The organism is Reyranella sp., assembly GCF_030651995.1.
Classification (GTDB): domain Bacteria; phylum Pseudomonadota; class Alphaproteobacteria; order Reyranellales; family Reyranellaceae; genus Reyranella.
On sequence record NZ_JAUSBN010000073.1, the window covers coordinates 83,395 to 103,149 of the forward strand.

Genomic DNA, 19,755 nt, shown 5'->3' on the forward strand with positions numbered 1-19,755 from the left:
GCCGCGACGGCGACCTAGCCTCCTTCACCTGTAACGCAACGGAGGCGGGGATGGCGAAACGTCGGACGATGGGATGGCTGGCGGCGGCCGCGGTGGCGCTGATGCTGCCGGCGGCGGGAGGCGCAGCAGCCGAAGACGCTGCGCGTGGTGATGCATTCCGACCTCAAGATCCTCGATCCGATCTGGACCTCGGCCTTCATCGTGCGCAACCACGGCTACATGGTCTACGACACGCTGTTCGCGCTCGACGGCGACCTCAAGGTCAAGCCGCAGATGGTCGAGACCTGGAGCGTCACGCCCGACAATCTCACATGGACCTTCACCCTGCGCGACGGGCTCGAGTTCCACGACGGCCAGCCGGTCACGACCGAGGACGTGCTGGCCTCGCTCAAGCGCTGGGCGGTGCGCGATTCGGTGGGCCAGATCCTCTGGGGCAAGCTTTCCGAGGCCAGGGCGATCGACGCGAAGACCTTCCAGCTCGTGCTCAAGTCGCCGACCGGCGTGGTGCTGCAGGCGCTGTCCAAGCCCTCGGGCAATCCCTTCATCATGCCGAAGCGGGTCGCCGAGACCTCGCCCAACGACCAGATCAAGGAGTTCGTGGGTTCGGGCCCGTTCATCTTCAAGGCCGACGAGTGGAAGCCCGGCGACAAGACGGTCTATGTGAAGAACCCCAAATACAAGCCGCGGCCCGAGCCCGCCTCCGGCCTCGCCGGCGGCAAGCTGGCGAAGGTCGACCGGGTCGAGTGGATCGCCATGCCCGACCAGCAGACCGCGGTGAGCGCGCTGCAGGCCGGCGAGATCGACATCATCGAGGCGCCGCAGCACGACCTCTATCCGCTGCTGAAGAAGGACCGCAACGCCGAGCTGATCAATCCCAGCAAGTGGGGCAGCCAGTACATCTATCGCTTCAACCAACTGCACAAGCCGTTCGACAACGCGAAGAACCGGCAGGCGATGCTCTACGCCCTGAACCAGAAGGACTTCCTCGACGGCGTGGTTGGCGACCCGCAGTTCTACCAGGTCTGCAAGGCCATGTTCATCTGCGGCGGCCCCTACGAGACGACGGTGGGCTTCGAGGACAAGTACGAGAGCGACTTCGCCAAGGCGAAGCAGCTGCTGGCCGAGGGCGGCTACGACAACACGCCGGTCGTGCTGCTGCATTCGACCGACCTCTATGCGCTCGCCAACATGGCGCCGATCGCCAAATCGCTGATGGAGAAGGCCGGCATGAAGGTCGACATGCAGTCGATGGACTGGCAGACGCTGGTCGCCCGCCGTGCCAAGAAGGACCCGCCGGACAAGGGCGGCTGGAACGTGCTGATCACCTCGACCTCGGCGCCGGATGCGCTCGATCCGCTGGCGCTGGGCTTCATCGTGGCGACCTGCGACAAGGCCCCGTTCGGCTGGCCGTGCGACGAGGAGCTGGTGCGGCTGCGCAGCGCCTTCGCCGACGAGCCCGACGAGGCCAGGCGCAAGGAGATCGTGGAGAAGATCCAGCTGCGCGCCGCCGAGGTGCCGACACATGCCTTCCTCGGCCAGTACACGAGCGCGATGGCGCGCCGCAAGAACGTGACCGGCAACGTCATCTCGCCGGTGACGGTCTTCTGGAACGTCGAGAAGCGGTAGGGCGGGAGCGTTCCGACATGGCGAGCCGGGTCCTGATCGCGCAGTTCATGCACGAGACCAACACCTTCTCGAAGTTGGCGACCACGCTGGAGGATTATCGCCGCCAGCGCCTGGTCGAGGGCCCGGCGATCGTGCCCAACTTCACCGGCACGCGGAACGAGCTGGGTGGCTTCATCGACGCCGCGCAGACTCACGGCTGGGAGCCGGTGTGGGGCGTGGCCGCCAACACCATTCCCTCGGGGCCGCTCACGCGCGAAGCCTGGGAGCATATCCGCGACCTTATCCTCGACGCGGCGCGCGGCGGCCGTGACGGCAAGGGCCCGGTCGATGCGGTCTGCCTGTCGCTGCACGGCGCCATGGTGAGCGAGACCGAGGACGATGCAGAGGGCGCGCTGCTCGAGTCGGTGCGCGGTGTGGTCGGTCCCGACGTGCCGGTGGTCGCGACCCTTGACCTGCACGCCAACGCCACCGGGCGGATGGCGCGGCATGCCAATGCGCTGGTGAGCTACCGCACCTATCCGCATGTCGACGGCTACGAGCGCGCGGTCCAGGCCGCGCAACTGGTCGAGGACGCGCTGCAGGGATGGAAGCGGCCGCGCTGCCTGCTGGTGCAGCCGGCGATGCTGAAGGGCGCCGATCACGGCCGCACGACGCAGCCCGGCATCATGCGTGACCTGCTGGCCCGCGCCGAAGCCTTCGAGAAGCAGCCGGGGCTGCACGTGGTGTCGATCCAGGTGGGTTTCACCTGGTCGGACATCCCATGGGCCGGCCCGTCGATCGCCGTCAGCCATGAGCCGGGCGCGGAAGCTGCCGCCCAGCAGGCGGCCGAGGCGCTGATCGCCGAGATGTGGGCGCGCCGCAACGAGTTCTCCTCGTCCTACCGCTCGATCGAAGAGGCGGTGGCGGCCGTGCGCCGCGGCGGCGACCGACCGCTGGTGCTGGCCGAGGGCACCGACAATCCCGGCGGCGGCGGCTATAACGATGCACCCAATCTCCTGCGTGCGCTGCTCGAGGCCGGCGTCCCCAACGTGGCGGTCGGCACGATCTACGATCCCGGCACGGTGCGGCAGGCGCTGAAGGCGGGCGTCGGCGCGCGCATCGAGGTGGCGCTGGGCGGCCATACCGATCCGTCGCTCGGCGCGCCGGTGCGGACGACGGCCGAGGTGCGGCATCTCTCCGACGGCAACTTCCGCAACGACGGGCCGATGAACGCCGGCGTCCAGGTGGCGCTGGGCGCGACCGCCGTGCTGCGGCTCGGCGACAGCCTCGACGTCGTGACGACCTCGACGCGCATGCACACGATCGACCTGCAGGTCTTCCTCAGCCAGGGCATCGATCCGCTCGCCCGCAACGTGCTGGTGGTGAAGAGCTCGCAGCATTTCCGCGCCGCCTTCGGGCCGGTCGCGCGCGAGGTGATGCTGGTCGATGCCGGCGGCCTCTGCTCGACCGACGCCTCGCGCTTCACCTACGCCAAGCTGCGCCGCCCGATCTGGCCGCTCGACCCGGTCGAGGATCCGCTGGCCGGATAGTCAAACCGTCGGGATCGTGCCGCCGTCGATGACGTATTCCGTGCCGGTGATGCTGGCGGCGCGGTCGGAGGCGAGGAAGGCGATGAGGTTCGCGACCTCTGCCGGCGTCGAGGGCCGGCCGAGGGGGATGCCGCCCAGCGCCTTCATGACGATCGCCTTGCCGCCGTCGCGGTCCACGCCGGCGTCGCGGGCGATCCGGTCGGTCAGCCGCACGGCGGCTTCGGTCTCGATCCAGCCCGGCGACACGCGCACAACGCGTACGCCTTTGGGCGAGACCTCCTTCGAGAGGCTCTTGCTGTAGGTGGAGAGCGCGGCCTTGGCGGCGGCGTAGGCGGTCGTCGCGTCGGGCAGCGGCAGGGCGCGCTGGATCGAGGTGACATGGATGACCACGCCGCGTCTCCGTTCGACCATGGCGGGCAGCAGCGCGCGGTCGAGCCGCACGGCGGGTATCAGGTTGAGGTCGATCTCCCGGACCCAGTCGGCATCGCCCAGCGCCGCGAAGCCGCCGGCCGGCGCGCGCGAGCCTCCCAGCATGTGGACGAGGATGTCGATCTCGCCCAGGCGCTCGCGCGCGACGGCGGCAAGGTCGGCGCAGCCCTGCGCGGTCGTGAGATCGGCGGCGACGAACATCGACTCCGGCATCTCGGCTGGTCGCGAGCGCGCCGTCGTCAGCACGCGCGCGCCGAGGTCGGAGAAGAGCGCGACGGTCGCCGCGCCGGCGCCGCGCGTGCCCGAGGTGATCAGCACCCGCTTGCCCTCGAGCTGGAGGAAGCCGCTCATGCGCCGATCCTCAGGGCTGCGATGCGCCCGTCCACGAGCCGGAAGGCGAAGGTGAGCAGGGCCGGGCTGCCGGGAAACTGTCCGGTGACCCTGGCGCGGATGAGGGTGCGATCCTGCGCTTCGCGGATCTCGCACGGCTCGGCCCTGTGGCGGTACTGTGCCTTGGCCGCGCGCCACCACGCCCCGATGGCTTCGGGGCCAGCATGCGTGCGGCCTTCGTCCTCGACGACGGCGTCTGACGCGAAGGCATCGAGGGGAGCCGTATCGGGCGGGCCCTTGTCGGCGTCGAAGAAGGCTTTGACGGGGGCTGGCAGGTTCATGATCGCTTCCTTCCGCGTGTGCTGTCCCGCTCGAAGTAGGCCTGTACGGCAATCCCGATAAGTGGGACAAAGAGGGATGAGGCGTTACGAAAGTCGGGACAAACAGGAGTGAACGGGGTTGGGCTGGGCGAGTTCGACGCCGCCCTCGCCGTCGCGCGTGAGGGCTCGTTCCGCGGCGCCGCCCGGGCGCTCGGCCTGTCGACGACGGCGCTGAGCAATGCCGTGGCGAAGCTCGAAACGAGGGTGGGCGTGCGTCTGTTCAACCGGACGACGCGTAGCGTCTCGCTCACCGACGCCGGCCGCGCCTTCGTCGAACAGGCGGGGCCGGCCCTGCGCGACCTGCACGGCGCGATGGAGGCGGTCCGCGCCCAGCAGGCGACGCCCTCCGGAACGCTGCGCATCAACGCCTTCGCGTCGGGCGCGCGCGAAATCATGGCGCCGCTGGTCCTGGAATTCCTGCGCCGGCACCCCGCGGTGCATGTCGACCTCGTGACCGAGGGACGGCTGGTCGACATCGTGGCCGACGGCTTCGACCTCGGCGTGCGCCGCGCGGATCTGGTGCCCGCCGACATGATCGCCGTCCCGCTCGGCCGGCCGCAGCGACATGCCGTCGTGGCGTCCCCGGCCTATTTCAGCCAGCACGGCACGCCGCGCGCGCCGATGGATCTCGGCCGGCATCGCTGCCTCCGCACCCGCCTGCCCGACGGCGCGCTGTTGCGGTGGCATTTCGAGAAGCGAGGGGAAACGCTTCTGGTCGACGTAAACGGGCCGATCACCCTGGACGAGGCCAGCCTTGCCCGCATGGCGGTGCTGCAAGGGGTGGGCATAGGCTTCTTTCTGGAGCAGGATGTGCGCAACGACATCGCCGCCGGCCGCCTCGTGCGCGTGCTCGACGACTGGACACCGCCGATCGCCGACCTCTGCCTCTATTATCCCGGCCGGCGCAATCCCTCCGCCGCCCTCAAGGAATTCGTCGGTCTGGCCCGTGAACTCGGCCGGACGGCGAGATCGTGAACGGCGGCTCTCGTCTTTTTTGCAGGCCGGCGCGAGACGGCCGGTGACGGACGAGACATCACACCTCATGCGCAGCCGCGCCATATGGGTTAGGAAACGCCGATGTCCGATATCGAAACCCTCCGCAAATCGCTCGCCCTCTCGTCCGAAGGGCTGGCTTCCGAAGACAAGAAGGCGATGGCCATCGACGCCATCTCCAAGATCCTCGACGCGCTGGAGCTCGGCGTCGGCGCGTTCGGCGAATGGGAGCAGCGCTGCCTCGCCGCGTCGATCATCGCGCTGCGTGCGGGAAAGTACGATGACTCCCGGGCGCTGGCGCGCCGTGCGATCTGGCCCGAGGAAAACCGCCGCAACTCCGGCGTCGCCCGCCTGCTGCTGCGCCCGGGAATGCTGACGATCCCCGAACTCCGGAAGGAGTTCAAAATCGCGCAGTCCATGCCGCCCCGGAAGGTTCGCCCCGTCGAATAGGGCGAGGGGCGGCGTCAGGGATTACAACAAACTCCCGTCACTCGCGAGAGTAGGGCTCTCGCATATGAGGAAAAGGTCCCTCACTTCGCTGGCGCTGACATCGTCTGTTTGATCGGCGCACTGCGCAAACCTCAATAAAATTGTCGTCCCGAACGAATGCGGGACCTTTCGTCTCATTCGAATCGCCAACTACCACGGTCTTTGAGGCCGAGCGCGATTGCCCTGCTCCGGAGGGGGGGCTTCGAAGCCAGGCTGCACTGGCTCGCATCCTGCACCGCGTACCATTGATACAAAAGGAGCGGCCCGTCGCCACGCCGGCGCCCCGCTGCCTCGTGATATCCTGCAGACAGCTGTTTTTGCGAGGGTACCGGTGCGCAGGGACGACAGGAAGCTTGCCGAGCTCGAGACCAACCTCAATCGACTCCGCGACGATCTCAACGATCTGTCGAAGGCGCTGAACGTCAATCCGCGCAACACCAGCCTGGTGATCCGGAGGGTCAACCTGATGGGCCGCATCGTGGCGGCACAGTCCACCGTCGAGCAGTTGCGCGGCACCTTGCGCCACGCCTGAGGCGGCATAGCCCCTCTCTCTCCGAAGGGGCGGCGCGGATCAGCCGCCGAGGCCGCGCTTCTTGCGGTATTCGTCGAGCTGGTGGATTGCCGCGGCGACGCCCTCGAGCGGGAACTCGTAATCCTGCGTCTCGACGCCCACCAGGCCTTCGCGTCCACCCTTGCGGAGCCCCGAGAGTTCGGCCTCGCCCAACCAGGCGATGCTCCAGCCGCCGACCCCGACTCCGCTCAACTGGTTGCCGCCGCCGTTGCCGAAGCCCTTGCCGTCGATCTGGAAGGAACCGTCCCAGTCCTTCGGGCCCTTCATCGGCACCGCCACCTGCCACTGCCGCGAGTCGCCCGGCTGCACGAGGTCGACGCCGATACGAACCCGGCGGCCGCCGGCCTTGGATAGGGCCACGCAGTACATGAAGGTCTGGCCGCTGCGCGCGGCGCGGATCAGCCAGGGGCCGGCCTCGCCGTACGGCCGTTCGAACCTGTCGTTGCCGACGATGTCGTAGCCGCCATAGCCGTTGGGGGCCGCCAGCTGGCCGTTGGTGCAGCGGCTGGCAAGCCGGCGGATGTGCGCCGAGGCGCCCTCGACGTCCGTGCGGTCGGTCTTCAGGCACCAGTCGACATGCATCTTGGTGACGGCATGCACGCCCTTGCTGAAATCCTGGCAGGCCGGATTGATCGCTATCGCGTCCTTGGCTGCCGTCGCCGCCGTCGCCGCATATTGCTGGCAAAAGGTGGCGTCGCCCGGTTCGGCCTGGGCCACAGCGGGAGCAGCGAGCAGGGCGAGCATCGCCGCCAGGGAAAGCAGGTCTTTGCGCATCGTCGTTCGGTTCCGTCGTCGTTTACTGGTGGGACGTCATGCAGCCGTCGATCCGCGCGCTCATCGTTTCGGGATCGCCGAGGTCGAAGCTGCGCTTCACGTTGCGTGCGGGGAGCTGCACCTCCATCCGCTTCGATTCGAAGAACATGTCGGTGAAACTGTTTTCCAGGACCGGGCTCCACAGCCGGTCGGGCGATCGCTGGGCCATCCTGAAGGTGAAGCGCTTGCCGCTGGGCCTGAAAACGATCACGGCCTCGTCCGTGGCGCCGCTCGTGCCGGGGCCCGGCAGGATGAAGTGGCGCCGTCCGTCGTCGCCGAAGCTCATCCGCAGCCCTTCATTGTTCGGCCCCGTCGTGTCGGCCACGCAGCGTGCGAACTTGCCCTTGTCGTGGACGATGCTGATCTCCCAGCCGCCGAAGGTGCCGATCTTCTTCGTCTGCGCCACCGCGGGCGCTCCTGGTCCCAACACGGCCATCATCGATCCTGCGACCAGAAGGCCCCATCTACGCCCGACCATCGCGAACTCCCGCAAGCGCAAGCACGATCCCTCGACCGCGAGGAACTAACCTCATTTTCTAACGCTACTATATTGCAGGATTTTGCACGCGCACGCAGGGGGACGGACCCTATTGCCCTCCCGCGCATGATGGGCCAGAAGAAACGCGGGTGTTCGCACTTCGGCGCGGGCAGGGACTAGCGCTGGTCGGGCCGCCAGCGGTCCCTGTTCCGTGCGAGACCCATGACCCGCAATCCCCACGTGCGTCCCAGCCTGTTGCGCCGCTTCATCGACAGCGAAGCGTCAGGCGGTATCGTGCTCATGGTGGCCGCTGCGCTGGCGCTGATCGTCGCCAATTCACCGCTGGCGGCCGTTTATTTCACGGTGCTCAAGACCTATGCCGGTCCGCTAAGTGTGTCGCACTGGATCAACGATGCGCTCATGGCGGTATTCTTCCTGCTGGTCGGGCTGGAGATCAAGCGCGAGATCGTCGATGGCCAGCTCTCGACCTGGTCGCGGCGCATCCTGCCCGGCCTCTGCGCCGCCGGCGGCATGGCCGTCCCGGCGCTGATCTTCGCGTCGCTCAACTGGAACAACGGCGAGGTGATTCGCGGCTGGGCGATTCCCACCGCGACCGACATCGCCTTCGCGCTGGGCGTGCTCTCGCTGTTCGGCAACCGGGTGCCGGCCTCGATGAAGGTGTTCCTGACGGCGCTGGCGATCATCGACGATCTTGGCGCCGTGCTGATCATCGCGGTCTTCTACACCGGCAATCTCGACCTCGCGGCCCTGGGGGGCGCGGCCGCCGTGCTGGTGGCGCTGCTGACGCTCAACCGGCTGAGGGTGCGGGTGCTGTGGCCCTACCTGCTGCTGGGTGTCGGCTTGTGGGTGCTGGTGCTGCTGTCGGGCGTCCATGCGACGGTCGCGGGCGTCGCCCTCGCGCTCACCATCCCGATCGGACGCCCGGTGGCCGGCCGGCGCGAGCCGGCGGCCGGCTCGCCGCTGCACCGGCTCGAGCATGCGCTGATCAAGGTCGTGCCGTTCGTCATCATTCCCATATTCGGCTTCGCCAATGCAGGCGTGTCCCTCGCTGGTTTCGATGCGGGTGCCTTGATCGATCCGCTGACGCTCGGCGTCGCGGGCGGGCTGGTCGTCGGCAAGGTGATCGGCGTCTACGGCACCGCGCTCGCGACCGTGAAGCTCGGTTGGGCCGACGCACCGGTCGGCGCGGCGCCGCTGCACGTGCTGGGCGTGGCGCTGCTCTGCGGCATCGGCTTCACGATGAGCCTGTTCATCGGCCTGCTCGCCTTCCCCGACAATCCGGCTCTGCAGGACGGCGTCAAGATCGGCATTCTGCTGGGCTCGCTCGTCGCGGCGGCGCTCGGGGCCCTGGTCCTGATGCTGAGCCCGAAGCCGGGCGGTGCCGAGGCGAGGGCTTTCTGAAACCGGCCGCGACCCGTGAAGGTCGCGGCCTGGTCGCCTCCGATTCAGACGTTGTGCTCGACCAGCGTGCCGTCCTTCAGGATCAGCCCCTCGGCCGTCGGATAGACGAAGGAGAGCAGTTCCCTCAGCTTGTCCTTCTTGCGCGTGCCGACGTGATCCTCGACCAGCCGCAGCGACGTGGCGAGGCCGGAGCAGGGGCCGTTGCTGGTGAGATGCTTGCCGTCCTGCACGAAATTGATGCTGGTGTTGCGCACCAGCTTTGCGGCCGGAAGCTCGTGTTCGAACCTGTTGTACTGGTTCATGTAGGTCGTGCAGTGCACGCCGTCGAGCAGGCCGGCATGTCCCAGCACGAACGAGCCCGTGCACACCGACATGACGTACTTGCAGTCCGCTTGCGTCGCCACTTTGCGGATATAGTCGAGCGTTCCGTTGGCCCGCAGCGCCTCGGTGGCCCGGGCGCCTTCGCCGCCGGGCACGACGACGACATTGGCCGCCGGCACGTTGTCGAAACTGTAATCGGCCAGGAACCGCATGCCCGACGACATCGTGATCGGCGCCGTCGTCGGGGCCACCGTGAACACGTTCGGCAGTCGCCGGGAAGTGGCGTTGGTGTTGAAGGTGTAGCTGAAATCCGCCTCGGTCATGTCCTGGGCTTCAGGATGATTGTCGAAAGTGGTGCCCCACCAGAACATCTCATACGGGCCCACCACATCCTGTTCCTCGGCGCCGTCGAACATGACCAGAGCGATGCTCAGGTCCGTCATCCTATTCGTCATCCATCTTCCCCCGAATGCACCGGGGGGAGAGAGTCTCCCCACCGGTAACCCCAAGATCGTCACCATTGACGCGGCGGACGCTAACATCGCGGCGGAGGGAGTCAAAGCAGCGTACCGCTGCGCACCTGCGCCCGCTCGACGATACGAATGGTGTCTCACGGCCTGATTGAATCCACCAGCTTCCAGGCCGGCCGTGTCAGCATCATGACGGTCACACGGCCGCCTGCGGGGCCGCGCCTCGGTCGCGCCTCGCTACCGGCAGTTGACCTCGATGCGGCGGGGCGGCGTCCTGAACCAGGGCGGAGAGCTGTCCATCGCGGGCTGCGGCTTCGGCCAGGCGCCCGACTTCAGGCGCGCCTCGATCAGGGGCACGAGCTGCTGCAGGATCACCCAGCCCTTCATGCGCGTGCCGGGGTAGGTCGTGTGGACTCCGTCGGCATAGAGGTCGGGATCAAAGGGCATCGTGCCGGCGACATCGATGAAATCGATGCCGCGTTCCTGCGTGTACTTCTTCAGCACCCGGTTCTGGAAGTTCGCCAGCCGCTCGAGGTCGCGATAGCGCCACGGGTACATGTAGAGATTCAGATAGTCCCAGGTCATGCGGTTGCGGACGGGGTCGAGCTTCAACCCATCCTTCACCATCCACAGGAACGAAGTGACCGCGAGCTCGGCGTCGATGGGCTTCAGGTCGGCCTGGATCCGGTCGAGGTCGCCCAGGATCTGGGTGAGCGATACCGGCAGGTCCTTGCGGGCGATGTCGGGATCGGTCTCGGAGAGGTCCTTTGGCCAGGTGAGCCGGTAGTCGGGCTTCGGCGCCTCCAGCCCCGTGGACGGCAGCTCGTCGGAGGCGCGCAGCGTCTGGATGCGGCGCACGATGTCGGAGTAGCGCGCGAGCACGTTGAGCCAGGCGGGCCCCGGCGGTTCGCGAGGCTTGAGCGGCTGCGGCTTCTCGCCCTGGGGCATCGACGCGACCAGGCTCTCCAGCCTGAACTGGTTGCCGCCCTCGTGATAGATCACCAGGTCGGGTCGCGCCGGCACGATCTCGGTGCGGACGATCGACTCTATTCCCTCCGAGTTGATGGATTCCCGCGCCGCGCTGGCGACTTCGATCCTGAGGTCGGGCCGGTTCTTCGCGGCCCACAGGTTGAGCCAGTGCGCGATGAACTCCGGATAGGAGTAGGGCATCTGGTGCGTGTCCGCCGTCGTCGAGGCGCCGGCGAAGACGATGCGGATCGTCTTCGGCGCGCGCGCGAAATCGATCGGCGCCCCGCGCCAGCCCAGCTGGTTGGTCACCAGTCCGATCGGCGAGGTGGTGTTCGGCCTGAAGCGGAAGGGCGGGTTGGGCTTGCCGTCCTCGGGATCAAAGAGTTCGAGTGATCCCGGCGCGTTGGCGAAGAACGGACTCTTGCAGGGATCGCCCACGAGCACGGAGTTCCAGATCTTGAAGGCTTCCGGGGATTGGAACGGCGTGCCCGCCTTCTGCAGCGCACGGTCGAGCTCCATTGCCTCGGGCGGCACCGGCTTGCGGTTGGGCAGCGGCGGCGGATCGCTGAAGAACCACGCGCGCTCCACCGAGGCCGCGCGCGGCACGTCGTCGAGGCGATCGGCCGTCGTGTCGTTGCCGATGTTCACCCGGCGGACGGGCAGCTCGAGCTGGGTGAGGGGCAATCCCGCCAGCACGCGCGCGGCGCCTTCGGCGAAGATCAATCCGATCAGGATGGAGACGGACATCATGATGGCATTCGCCATCGTTCGACCGTTCAAGGGCTTGTCCTCTGCTGGTGATGCTCCCCGGGCAGGCCGTTCTAGGGGCTTCGGCCGGCGAGGAAAAGCGCGACATTGTCGCCCGCTTCACGGCATGATCCCGAAAGGCGCCCGGCCTCTGCACCAGCGGCGTCCAGTTGGGGCGCGCGTGCTCGCGGGGCGGCTTGTAGCGCTTCCCATCAAGACACCGTAAAATGAGGTCGCTGACGGGGAACAAGCACGATGAACCAGCGAACGGCCGACTCGGACGATGAAGAGGCGATCGCCGCGACCGGGATCGGCGAGGCGAGGAAGCCCTATCTGCAACCGCAGCTCGTGCGCCTCGGGACCTTGGCCGACATGACCCGGACGGTCGGATATCGCGGTTCGGCCGACGGTGGCCGCTTCCCGCAGCGATTCAGGACGGGGACTTTCTAGCGTACCGCGGGTGCACCTGGCGGTGATGGGGAGCGAGATGGACCAGCGAATGACCGACTCCGATGAGGCAGAGCTGATCGCCACGACCGGGATCGGCGAGATGAAGAAGCCATACCTGCGGCCGCAGCTGGTCCGCCTCGGCGCGCTGGCCGACATGACGCGCAAGGTCGGCTATCGCGGTTCGGCCGACGGAGGGCGTTTCCCCTTTGGATTCAGGACGGCGTGGTAGCGCGCCGCGGGTGCGCCTGGCGGTGGCGTCTCAACAGGTCGGCTTCGGTGAGGCCGTAACCGCCGTACTCATCTCCTGGGACGATTCCGAAAGGCCTGCGGGCCCACGCTGACTTGTAGCACTTTCCGTGAAGACACTGTAGATTGTCCGTGCTGACGGGGAAAAGCCAGGATGGACCAGCGAATTGCCGACTCGGAACAAGAAGCGGCACTTGCTGAGGCCGAGATTGGCGAGGCGAGGAAGCCTTACCTTCGACCGCAACTCGTGCGCCTCGGCACCTGGGCCGACATGACCCGGACGATCGGTAGTACCGGCGCGGCCGACGGCGGTCGATTTCGGGGGCGGACCAGAACGGCTCGTTAGCGAGCTGCGGATGCGCGCCTAGCGGTGCTCGGGCATCGCCTTGAGCTGGTCCTTGGTCCAGCCCGTCACGGCATGGACGTTGCCATCCTCGTCGCGCATGAAGTCGAGGTCGCCCACCGGGACGCCCACCGGCTTGGCCCCGATGCCGAGGAAGCCGCCGACATCGATCACGATCTGTACCGCAGGGCCCGAGCCATGGAGATGGGCCACCGAGCCGATCGTTTGATCGCCAGGACCATAGATCGTGGCGTCCTCGAGGATCTCCGCGGTGAGTTCGGCGGCGGTCAGGCGGACATGCTTGCTGTGGTCCATGGTTCGCTCCTCCTCGTTGGGATGGTGAGAACCCGTTAACCCGGCGGAGGCGCCGACGTTGCAGGCCAGATGGACTGAGCATTGCCAACTTCTGATTCCGGGCGGCGCGGCCGGCTCGACCCGCGCGGCTAGTCTCGACCGCGTGTTTCACGCTGCGATGGCTACGGTCCGGAACTCGCCTTGTCGCCGGATCGCGGGGTCACTGTCCTGATGCCGCGGATGACGATCCGGTGGGGATCATGCCGATCACGCTGCCGGTCTTCCTGCCCGCGGTGGAAGCGTACGGGTGGGATCCGATCTGGTTCGGCGTCATCTTCATCATCATGATGGAGATCGGCTACATGACGCCGCCCTTCGGCTTCAACCTGTTCTACCTGAAGGCCGTGGTGCCGCCGAGCGTGACGATGAGCGACATCTACTGGTCGGTCATCCCCTACGTGCTGGTGACCTTCGTCGGCGTGCTGATCCTCATCGCCTTCCCCGACATCGCGCTGTACTTTCCCAACCTGTTCTTCGGCGTGTCGAAGTAGCAGTCTGCGTACCCGCCCTTCGGGACCAGGGGAGGGAAGTCGATGGGATTGAAGCGCAAGGTCAGCGTCTTCCTGTTCGCGGTCATGCTGGCCGTGAGCCTGGGCGCGACGGTCGTGGCCTCGTTGGCCATGTACCGGCTGGTCTCGGAGAAGCAGGATGCCGAGATCCACAGGCTGGAGAGCAGCCTGTCCGATCGTTTCGCCGTCTTCGAGACGCTGCTGCGCTCGCAGCACGTGGAAATCGTCGCGCACATGGAGAAGGTCCTGCCGCAGATCGCGGCGGAGCTCGACAGGACCGGCCGCGCCCCCGGGGACCTCACCGTGGCCGACCTCGATGCGCTCACCCGCAAGTATGGCGTGCAGCACATCTATTTCGTCGATCGCGCGCACAGGGTCTTTCAGACCAATCTCGCCAGCGACATGAACCTGACCTTCCCCGAGAGCAGCTTCACGCGCTTCCTCGATACGGTCTATAGCTCGAACAGAGTGATGAGCGACGGCATCGACCTGTCCAGCCTGACCGGCACGCTGCGCACCTACAGTTACTTCGGGCCCGAGGGGAAGGACTACATCATCGAGACCTCGACCGAGGTGCGCGCCAGCCTGGCGGAGGGAAACTTCGGCTGGATGGGCGCCTACTTCTTCCAGGACCTGTTCGCCGATGCGCTGCGCTCCAATCCCTACCTGAAGGAGGTCGACCTCTACCTGGTCACGCCCGCCGGCGCCTGGTCGCTGCTGCACATCGGCAAGAAGCTCGAGCCCGCGCTGGTCGAGCGCCTGATGAAGGTACGCCGCGAGGAAGTCCCCGCCGGCGACGGCCGCTATCTCACGGTCTACAGCGGCGAGGAGACCCGGGCGGGGACGCAGGCCGGTCACCCGGTCACCTCGAAGTTCGTCATCCGCAAGATCACCTACGACACGGGCCTGGCACGCGAGGCGGTCCTGCATGTGCTGCTGAGTTCGATCATCGTGCTGGCCGTCATGCTGCCGATCGTGTTCTGGATCGCCTCGCGCCTCCTGCAGAGGCAGCTTCTCGATCCCCTGTTCAGCCTGCGCGGCGAGGCGGGCGCCATTGCCGAGGGCGATCTAGATCAGGCCATCGCCAACACCAACCGCATCGACGAGATCGGCCAGCTCGCCAAGAGCTTCGCCTCCATGCGCGATGCAGTGCGCCGGACGATCCTCGACCTCAAACATACGAATGTGTCGATCGAGCGCTTCGTGCCGCAGGCCTTCCTGTCGATCGTCGGCAAGCCGTCGGTCGCAGATGTCGAGTTGGGGGACAACAAGCGCCGGACCATGAGCATCCTGTTCTCCGACATTCGTGGTTTCACCACCCTGTCGGAACAGATGAGCCCGGACGAGACCTTCGCGTTCATCAACACCTATCTCGAGCGCATGGGTCCGGTGATCCGTGACCACCACGGTTTCATCGACAAGTATATCGGTGACGCCATCATGGCGTTGTTCGCCAATGCCGACGATGCATTGCAGGCCGGGCTCGCGATGCTGGCCGCCCTCGAAGGCTTCAATGCCGAACGGCGGGCCACCGGCCTGCCGCCGATCGAGATCGGCATCGGCATCAATACCGGCTCGCTCATGCTGGGCACGATCGGCGAGAAGCATCGCATGGACGGGACCGTCATATCCGACGCCGTGAACCTGGCGGCGCGGATCGAGGGTCTCACCAAGGACTATGCCGCGCCGATGCTGATTTCCGAATTCACCTACCGGGAGCTCTCCAACCCCGAGGCCAGCGCCATCCGGCCGGTCGACGTCGTCGTCGTGAAGGGCAAGACCCGGCCTGTCGCCATCTACGCCGTGAGCCCGTCCCCGGCGTAAGGTTCAGGCAAAGTCGTCCGGCGTGAGCTCGATCGTCCGGCCGTGGGGCGTGCGATCCGCGGCATGGTCCCAGGCTTGATAGTAGCGGTCGAGCGTCTCCGGCGAGGCGATGCCCTTCCGTGCCACCAGCCGTTCGAGCGTCGCGAGCCAGTGGCGGTAGTAGGTCGTGCCGTCGTCGGGGTCGCCCTGGGCGATGGCGGCCTTGATCTGGGCGCCGAGTTCGTCGGCCCATTCGTTCCACGAGAACACGCCGCGCTGCTGCAGCGTCAGCGCCATGGCGAAAGCCTGCGCCTGCCACGGCTCGGCGAAGATCGGCGCCTCGCCGGCGCAGGGGATGCCCGGTACCGTTTCCAGGGCCGCGCGAACCGCCTCGATCTCCGACGCCACTACGCAGGCTCCAGATAGGGCTCGAACGCCTCGATGGAAACACTGGTCCCGTCCTCGGCGTCGGGGCCCCACAATTCCCGCCCGTCGAACACCACCGTGTACAGCCATTCGCCCTGCTCGATACCCTTGTCGACCATCGCGTCGGGAAAGGTGTGGCAGCCCTGGATGCGCTCGATCGTGCCGACATGGCCGCGGGCGAAGCGCGGCAGTCGCGTGTGGGAGCGGGGATGGATCTTCCGGGCCCGCACCTTCTGGCCGACCGTGAAAACGGCCGGCGCACGGGGCGGCCGGTCGTGGTTCGGGCGACTCACGGCAGCGCCGGCCTGGCTGCCCGACAGCGGCTTGCGCTTCAGCGGCCGGCCCGGTCCGCTCGAACGGCCGCTCGACAGCTCGGCCTCTGAGACGAGGCCGCGGTGCAGGCAGAGGCGTTCGAGACGCAGGAACCACTTTTTGTAATAGGAGGAGGAGAGATAGACGGCGGGCGGCAGGGTCTCGATCCAGTGGCGGCCGACGTCGATGTTCCATTCGCCGGCCGAGCCCATGACCCGGTTGAGCGCGAAGGAGCGTGCCTGCCATTCGGCATGAAAGGGCACCTCATGTGGATCGGGCGCGACCTTGCCGAAGCCGTCCATGCCGCCCATGTCGTGCACGCCGTTCATGCCGTCGCCTCGTTCGCAGCCTTCGCAAAGCCGGTGCCGATCATCGAATCGCGGGTGACGAGCGCCGCGAGCTTCTCCTCGGACCAGCCTTCGGTCGCGGCGGGCCGCATCGGCAGCACGATGAACCTCGTCTCGGCCGTGGAGTCCCACACGCGCACCTTCGTCTCGTCAGGCAATGTCACGCCGAAATCGGCCAGCACCCTGCGCGGCTCCTTGACGGTGCGGGCGCGGTAGGGGGCGGACTTGTACCAGGCCGGCGGCAGGCCCAGCAGGTCCCACGGGTAGCAGGAGCACAGGGTGCAGACGATCATGTTGTGCGTGGAAGGCGTGTTCTCGACGGCAATCAGGTGGTCGCCGACCTTCTGCTCAAGCCCAAGCTTCGCGATCGCCTTGCTGGCGTCGGCGAGCAGCGCCTCGCGGAACCCGGAGTCGACCCAGGCCCGCGCCACCACCTGCGCGCCGATATGCGGGCCGATCTTCGTCTCGTAGGTCTCGATGATCGAGTCGAGCGCCGCCGGATCGACGTAGCCCTTCTCCGTCAGGATGGTTTCGAGCGCCCGCACCCGGAGCTGCATCTCCGACAGCTCGGACCCGTGCTCGTGGTCATGGTGATGATCATGGTCGTGGTCGTGGTCGTGATCGTTCGGCATTGCTTTCCCCGATCGCCTGCGCGTGGTCTGCAGACTAGTGCATTCCGCGTCAGCACAACAATGCCCGGTCCGACGGTGCGCGCGCTCCGCCTTCGCGCCGGCGTCGACCGATGCCTGATCCTGGCATAGAACGGGGCCAGAAAATTCGCCGGCGGATCGTCCATGGTGGGACATGGCACGAAGTCGATGCCGGCTTGGGTGAGTGGAATATGACGGCAGGCAAGCCGGACAGGGAATATTTTCGGCGGGCACGGGCGAGCAGACGTCCGTCGCACGACCCGTCGCGGCAGGCGGGCGGGCCGCGCTGGATGATGGTGGCCGTCTCGCTGCTGGTGGTGCTGGCGCTTTCCGTCTACCTGCCCTCGCGGGTTCTGAGCCTGGGCGTGGATCACGTGACGACGACGGCCGAGCACCGGAACGTCGATCTGCCGGACGGGTCGCTCGTCGAACTGGGCGCCGCCAGCGGCCTCGATGTGCAATTCAGCGATTCCGACCGGCTGGTGAAGCTCCGCTCGGGAGAAGCCTTCTTCAACGTGAAGTCCGGCGACGCGCGACCCTTCACGGTGAAGGCCGGTGGCGTGTCGGTCGTCGTCACCGGAACGGCCTTCAACGTCCGGCTCGCCGACGAGACGGTCACCGTCGCAGTCGAGAAGGGATCGGTCGAGGTCCGGATGCCACCGGTGGAAACCGCGCCGGGAGAGATGGAACCGGTGCTGAGGCAGGTGCAGGCCGGCGAGCAGCTCGTGGCCCGGGCCGACGGAACGATCGAACAGGGCCCTGTTCCCGCTGCCGAGGCGGGGGCGTGGCGACGTCACAGCCTGCACGTCGATGGGGCGACCGTCGGCGAGGCGATCGCCCATCTGCGCCGCTACCATGGCGGCTGGATCGTCGTGACCGACGGCACTCTCCTGCGCCAGCGCCTCTCCGGCTTCTACGACCTGCGCGATCCGGTGGCGTCGCTGCGCGCAGTGGTCGGGCCGTTCGGCGCCCAGGTGCGCCCGATCTCGGTGCTGATCATCGTCTCGGCCCCCTGATCGCCGGTTTCTCGTTCAGGACCGACACTAAAAAAATCCGGAGCCGGCAGCTTGAAGGATGCCGAGCCGCGCCTAGATCGTCTGCCGGTCGCCCTTCGGGGGACCGTTTCGCAAACCCATCGCTCAGGAGTGGAGGATGAACATGCGTACCGCTTTCGATTTTTCGCCGTTCTATCGTGACACGGTCGGCTTCGACCGGGTGTTCCACATGCTCGATTCCGTGGTCAGCCAGGGCTCGCAGGGCTACCCGCCATACAATATCGAGAAGGCCGGCGACGATACCTACCACATCGTCATGGCGGTGGCGGGCTTCTCCGAGGCCGAGCTCAGCATCACCCAGAAGGAGGAGGAGCTCCTCGTGACCGGAAAGTCCCAGCCCGGCGCCGATGAGAAGGAGTACCTCTATCGCGGCATCGCCGCGCGCGAGTTCGAGCGCCGCTTCCAGCTCGCCGACCACGTGAAGGTGGTCGGGGCGGGCCTGGCGAACGGCCTTCTGACGATCGAGCTGCGGCGCGAGATCCCGGAGGAGAAGAAGGCCCGCGCCATCCGCATCGAAGCGGGCTCCACGCCGCGCCTTTCGAAGCAGTAGGCACGGAGTCCGACAGGGGGAGAGGAGCGTTCGCCGCCCGCGCGGCGGGCGCTTCCCGTCCCTCCCATCCGTTACATTTAGGAGGTTCGTCATGATCGCAAGGTCGGCAGCCTACCGGCCTGAATGGCCTTCAGATCCGGATGCCCAGGCCGGCGCCGCTGAACTCTTCCCGCCTCATGGATATGCCGGAACGATCGACCGGCCCCCGCGCGGCCGCATCCTGATCGTCGAGGACCAGCTCCCGCTGGCGCTCGAAATGCAGAGGCACCTGCGCGACGCCGGCTACCGCATCGTCGGTCCCGCCGGAAGCCAGAGCGAGGTCGAGCGACTCGTGAGAAGCGGCCGCCTCGATGCGGCCGTCATCGACGCCGACTCCCGCCGCAGTGCGCCCTTGGCCGTTGCCGACTGGCTGGCTGCGGAGCAGGTGCCATTCGCGGTGATCGCCGACGACGTGAGCACCCTGCCGCACGAGCTGGCGCTGCGCCCGCTGATCACGAAGCCCTTGTCGCCGCGCGCCCTGGTGGAGACGGTCGACCAGATGGTCAACGGCAGCCCGGGGGCGATGGTGATTCCCTACACGCGGGGCCCGCGGCTGTTCCCGCAGCTCTAGGCGGGCCTCAGGCGCCTCAGCAGAGTGGCAACTTCGTCGGACGCGGCTTGTGGGCGTGCGGGATCCCTTGGGGCATGCCCTCCGCGGCATGCTCGGCGCGCATGGCCTGACGGGCGGCCTTGCGTTGCGCCTTCTGTTCAGGGGTGAGTTGGGGACGGGACTTGGCCTTGGCCTGGCGACACGTGCGAGTGCCGGGCGCGTCGGCCGAGGCCTTCGCGCCGGCCTGCGGCGGAGCGGGGGGTGCGCTTTGTGTGCCGTCCGGTGTGGCGCCCGGGGACGCGGTCGGAACGCCGTCGTTCGCGGCAAAAGCGGCAGTGGACGAGGCCATCACCAGCAAGGCGCACAGCATGTGTCGCTTCAAGGACAAGAGCCTCTCCCGCAAATATCGAATGTTGTGCGCTATGGCGGGCGATTGCGTCGTTTCGGTGAGGGACCGTAGGTTTGTGTAGGGCAATCGTCCATGCTTGGTTCGGTGGACGACGCGAGTCCGGCAACTTCCCTTTGCCGGCGCCGTTGAGACCCTCGCATCGGAG

General features: G+C 67.2%; 24 protein-coding genes. 13 read left to right on the plus strand and 11 right to left on the minus strand.

The window, feature by feature from the left end; all coding sequences use genetic code 11:
* Nucleotides 1-150 precede the first annotated feature (150 nt).
* Complete coding sequence (locus Q7V45_RS23195; protein ID WP_304856731.1) at nt 151-1,626, plus strand: ABC transporter substrate-binding protein; 1,476 nt, start codon at nt 151-153, stop codon at nt 1,624-1,626.
* 17 nt (nt 1,627-1,643) lie between these two features.
* Complete coding sequence (locus tag Q7V45_RS23200) at nt 1,644-3,155, plus strand: M81 family metallopeptidase (protein ID WP_304856614.1); 1,512 nt, start codon at nt 1,644-1,646, stop codon at nt 3,153-3,155.
* Here Q7V45_RS23200 and Q7V45_RS23205 read toward each other — a convergent pair whose 3' ends face one another.
* Both Q7V45_RS23205 and Q7V45_RS23210 read right to left on the minus strand, forming a co-directional pair.
* On the minus strand, nt 3,156-3,935 hold the full coding sequence (locus Q7V45_RS23205) for an SDR family oxidoreductase (protein WP_304856616.1): 780 nt from the start codon (nt 3,933-3,935) through the stop codon (nt 3,156-3,158). It lies immediately after the preceding gene.
* On the minus strand, nt 3,932-4,255 hold the full coding sequence (locus Q7V45_RS23210; protein WP_304856618.1) for a nuclear transport factor 2 family protein: 324 nt from the start codon (nt 4,253-4,255) through the stop codon (nt 3,932-3,934). Before Q7V45_RS23210 ends, Q7V45_RS23205 begins: the two co-directional genes overlap by 4 nt.
* A gap of 108 nt (nt 4,256-4,363) precedes the next feature.
* On the opposite strand from Q7V45_RS23210, the gene Q7V45_RS23215 reads away from it, so the two are divergent.
* The 3 genes from Q7V45_RS23215 to Q7V45_RS23225 all read left to right on the plus strand — a co-directional run bounded on the left by Q7V45_RS23215 (nt 4,364) and on the right by Q7V45_RS23225 (nt 6,308).
* Complete coding sequence (locus Q7V45_RS23215; protein WP_304856619.1) at nt 4,364-5,269, plus strand: LysR family transcriptional regulator; 906 nt, start codon at nt 4,364-4,366, stop codon at nt 5,267-5,269.
* Between the two features lie 102 nt (nt 5,270-5,371).
* Nucleotides 5,372-5,737, plus strand: a complete 366-nt coding sequence (locus Q7V45_RS23220; protein WP_304856621.1) for a hypothetical protein — start codon at nt 5,372-5,374, stop codon at nt 5,735-5,737.
* Between the two features lie 370 nt (nt 5,738-6,107).
* Nucleotides 6,108-6,308, plus strand: a complete 201-nt coding sequence (locus Q7V45_RS23225) for a hypothetical protein (protein ID WP_295140483.1) — start codon at nt 6,108-6,110, stop codon at nt 6,306-6,308.
* A 39-nt stretch (nt 6,309-6,347) separates the two neighbouring features.
* On the opposite strand, the gene Q7V45_RS23230 is transcribed toward Q7V45_RS23225, so the two are convergent.
* Together Q7V45_RS23230 and Q7V45_RS23235 are read right to left on the minus strand one after the other, a co-directional pair.
* Nucleotides 6,348-7,121: a hypothetical protein gene (locus Q7V45_RS23230; protein ID WP_304856625.1), complete on the minus strand. Its 774-nt coding sequence runs from the start codon at nt 7,119-7,121 to the stop codon at nt 6,348-6,350.
* A gap of 22 nt (nt 7,122-7,143) precedes the next feature.
* Entirely contained in the window at nt 7,144-7,638 is a 495-nt protein-coding gene (locus Q7V45_RS23235; protein WP_304856627.1) for a hypothetical protein, read from the minus strand.
* Between the two features lie 222 nt (nt 7,639-7,860).
* Between Q7V45_RS23235 and nhaA the strand changes: the two genes are divergently transcribed.
* Nucleotides 7,861-9,060 (plus strand): Na+/H+ antiporter NhaA, encoded by a 1,200-nt coding sequence (gene nhaA / locus Q7V45_RS23240; protein WP_304856629.1) that lies wholly within the window; start codon nt 7,861-7,863, stop codon nt 9,058-9,060.
* Nucleotides 9,061-9,104: 44 nt separating this feature from the next.
* Here the strand turns inward: nhaA and Q7V45_RS23245 are convergent, their stop codons facing one another.
* Both Q7V45_RS23245 and Q7V45_RS23250 read right to left on the minus strand, forming a co-directional pair.
* Nucleotides 9,105-9,824, minus strand: coding sequence for a DJ-1/PfpI family protein (locus tag Q7V45_RS23245; protein ID WP_304856631.1), 720 nt, complete (start codon nt 9,822-9,824; stop codon nt 9,105-9,107).
* Between the two features lie 264 nt (nt 9,825-10,088).
* Nucleotides 10,089-11,600 (minus strand): hypothetical protein, encoded by a 1,512-nt coding sequence (locus Q7V45_RS23250; protein ID WP_304856632.1) that lies wholly within the window; start codon nt 11,598-11,600, stop codon nt 10,089-10,091.
* A gap of 222 nt (nt 11,601-11,822) precedes the next feature.
* Between Q7V45_RS23250 and Q7V45_RS23255 the strand changes: the two genes are divergently transcribed.
* On the plus strand, nt 11,823-12,017 hold the full coding sequence (locus Q7V45_RS23255) for a hypothetical protein (RefSeq protein WP_304856634.1): 195 nt from the start codon (nt 11,823-11,825) through the stop codon (nt 12,015-12,017).
* A gap of 49 nt (nt 12,018-12,066) precedes the next feature.
* Nucleotides 12,067-12,246 (plus strand): hypothetical protein, encoded by a 180-nt coding sequence (locus Q7V45_RS23260; RefSeq protein ID WP_304856636.1) that lies wholly within the window; start codon nt 12,067-12,069, stop codon nt 12,244-12,246.
* A gap of 381 nt (nt 12,247-12,627) precedes the next feature.
* On the opposite strand, the gene Q7V45_RS23265 is transcribed toward Q7V45_RS23260, so the two are convergent.
* Nucleotides 12,628-12,921: a PRC-barrel domain containing protein gene (locus Q7V45_RS23265; protein WP_304856638.1), complete on the minus strand. Its 294-nt coding sequence runs from the start codon at nt 12,919-12,921 to the stop codon at nt 12,628-12,630.
* Between the two features lie 239 nt (nt 12,922-13,160).
* Between Q7V45_RS23265 and Q7V45_RS23270 the strand changes: the two genes are divergently transcribed.
* Together Q7V45_RS23270 and Q7V45_RS23275 are read left to right on the plus strand one after the other, a co-directional pair.
* Nucleotides 13,161-13,451: a TRAP transporter large permease subunit gene (locus Q7V45_RS23270; protein WP_304856640.1), complete on the plus strand. Its 291-nt coding sequence runs from the start codon at nt 13,161-13,163 to the stop codon at nt 13,449-13,451.
* A gap of 42 nt (nt 13,452-13,493) precedes the next feature.
* On the plus strand, nt 13,494-15,293 hold the full coding sequence (locus Q7V45_RS23275) for an adenylate/guanylate cyclase domain-containing protein (protein WP_304856642.1): 1,800 nt from the start codon (nt 13,494-13,496) through the stop codon (nt 15,291-15,293).
* 3 nt (nt 15,294-15,296) lie between these two features.
* Here Q7V45_RS23275 and Q7V45_RS23280 read toward each other — a convergent pair whose 3' ends face one another.
* From Q7V45_RS23280 to nthA, 3 genes are read right to left on the minus strand one after another with little or no spacing between them, the layout of a single operon-like run.
* Entirely contained in the window at nt 15,297-15,680 is a 384-nt protein-coding gene (locus tag Q7V45_RS23280) for a nitrile hydratase accessory protein (RefSeq protein ID WP_304856644.1), read from the minus strand.
* The gene (nthB, locus tag Q7V45_RS23285; RefSeq protein ID WP_304856646.1) at nt 15,680-16,339 is read right to left on the minus strand and encodes a nitrile hydratase subunit beta; all 660 of its coding nucleotides are present in this window, start codon (nt 16,337-16,339) and stop codon (nt 15,680-15,682) included. Before nthB ends, Q7V45_RS23280 begins: the two co-directional genes overlap by 1 nt.
* Nucleotides 16,336-16,989: a nitrile hydratase subunit alpha gene (nthA, locus tag Q7V45_RS23290; protein WP_304856649.1), complete on the minus strand. Its 654-nt coding sequence runs from the start codon at nt 16,987-16,989 to the stop codon at nt 16,336-16,338. The genes nthB and nthA overlap by 4 nt, the downstream gene beginning before the upstream one ends.
* 209 nt (nt 16,990-17,198) lie before the next feature.
* Between nthA and Q7V45_RS23295 the strand changes: the two genes are divergently transcribed.
* The 3 genes from Q7V45_RS23295 to Q7V45_RS23305 all read left to right on the plus strand — a co-directional run bounded on the left by Q7V45_RS23295 (nt 17,199) and on the right by Q7V45_RS23305 (nt 19,222).
* Nucleotides 17,199-18,023, plus strand: coding sequence for a FecR family protein (locus Q7V45_RS23295; RefSeq protein WP_304856651.1), 825 nt, complete (start codon nt 17,199-17,201; stop codon nt 18,021-18,023).
* A 142-nt stretch (nt 18,024-18,165) separates the two neighbouring features.
* Nucleotides 18,166-18,612, plus strand: coding sequence for an Hsp20 family protein (locus tag Q7V45_RS23300; RefSeq protein WP_304856653.1), 447 nt, complete (start codon nt 18,166-18,168; stop codon nt 18,610-18,612).
* 91 nt (nt 18,613-18,703) lie between these two features.
* On the plus strand, nt 18,704-19,222 hold the full coding sequence (locus Q7V45_RS23305) for a hypothetical protein (RefSeq protein ID WP_304856655.1): 519 nt from the start codon (nt 18,704-18,706) through the stop codon (nt 19,220-19,222).
* Between the two features lie 16 nt (nt 19,223-19,238).
* Here the strand turns inward: Q7V45_RS23305 and Q7V45_RS23310 are convergent, their stop codons facing one another.
* A complete protein-coding gene (locus Q7V45_RS23310; RefSeq protein WP_304856657.1) occupies nt 19,239-19,589 on the minus strand; it encodes a hypothetical protein in 351 nt (116 codons plus the stop codon).
* Nucleotides 19,590-19,755 lie beyond the last annotated feature (166 nt).

What these genes read in the sequence shown, in the direction of transcription:
- Q7V45_RS23270 (WP_304856640.1), top strand. Translation starts at nt 13,161, where the DNA reads ATGCCGATCACGCTGCCGGTCTTCCTGCCCGCGGTGGAAGCGTACGGG.
- nhaA (WP_304856629.1), top strand. Translation starts at nt 7,861, where the DNA reads ATGACCCGCAATCCCCACGTGCGTCCCAGCCTGTTGCGCCGCTTCATC.
- nthB (WP_304856646.1), bottom strand. Translation starts at nt 16,339, where the DNA reads ATGAACGGCGTGCACGACATGGGCGGCATGGACGGCTTCGGCAAGGTC.
- Q7V45_RS23260 (WP_304856636.1), top strand. Translation starts at nt 12,067, where the DNA reads ATGACCGACTCCGATGAGGCAGAGCTGATCGCCACGACCGGGATCGGC.
- Q7V45_RS23305 (WP_304856655.1), top strand. Translation starts at nt 18,704, where the DNA reads ATGATCGCAAGGTCGGCAGCCTACCGGCCTGAATGGCCTTCAGATCCG.
- Q7V45_RS23210 (WP_304856618.1), bottom strand. Translation starts at nt 4,255, where the DNA reads ATGAACCTGCCAGCCCCCGTCAAAGCCTTCTTCGACGCCGACAAGGGC.
- Q7V45_RS23295 (WP_304856651.1), top strand. Translation starts at nt 17,199, where the DNA reads ATGACGGCAGGCAAGCCGGACAGGGAATATTTTCGGCGGGCACGGGCG.
- Q7V45_RS23245 (WP_304856631.1), bottom strand. Translation starts at nt 9,824, where the DNA reads ATGACGGACCTGAGCATCGCTCTGGTCATGTTCGACGGCGCCGAGGAA.
- Q7V45_RS23265 (WP_304856638.1), bottom strand. Translation starts at nt 12,921, where the DNA reads ATGGACCACAGCAAGCATGTCCGCCTGACCGCCGCCGAACTCACCGCG.
- Q7V45_RS23200 (WP_304856614.1), top strand. Translation starts at nt 1,644, where the DNA reads ATGGCGAGCCGGGTCCTGATCGCGCAGTTCATGCACGAGACCAACACC.
- Q7V45_RS23230 (WP_304856625.1), bottom strand. Translation starts at nt 7,121, where the DNA reads ATGCGCAAAGACCTGCTTTCCCTGGCGGCGATGCTCGCCCTGCTCGCT.
- Q7V45_RS23275 (WP_304856642.1), top strand. Translation starts at nt 13,494, where the DNA reads ATGGGATTGAAGCGCAAGGTCAGCGTCTTCCTGTTCGCGGTCATGCTG.
- Q7V45_RS23220 (WP_304856621.1), top strand. Translation starts at nt 5,372, where the DNA reads ATGTCCGATATCGAAACCCTCCGCAAATCGCTCGCCCTCTCGTCCGAA.
- Q7V45_RS23300 (WP_304856653.1), top strand. Translation starts at nt 18,166, where the DNA reads ATGCGTACCGCTTTCGATTTTTCGCCGTTCTATCGTGACACGGTCGGC.
- Q7V45_RS23205 (WP_304856616.1), bottom strand. Translation starts at nt 3,935, where the DNA reads ATGAGCGGCTTCCTCCAGCTCGAGGGCAAGCGGGTGCTGATCACCTCG.
- Q7V45_RS23235 (WP_304856627.1), bottom strand. Translation starts at nt 7,638, where the DNA reads ATGGTCGGGCGTAGATGGGGCCTTCTGGTCGCAGGATCGATGATGGCC.
- nthA (WP_304856649.1), bottom strand. Translation starts at nt 16,989, where the DNA reads ATGCCGAACGATCACGACCACGACCACGACCATGATCATCACCATGAC.
- Q7V45_RS23255 (WP_304856634.1), top strand. Translation starts at nt 11,823, where the DNA reads ATGAACCAGCGAACGGCCGACTCGGACGATGAAGAGGCGATCGCCGCG.
- Q7V45_RS23195 (WP_304856731.1), top strand. Translation starts at nt 151, where the DNA reads ATGCATTCCGACCTCAAGATCCTCGATCCGATCTGGACCTCGGCCTTC.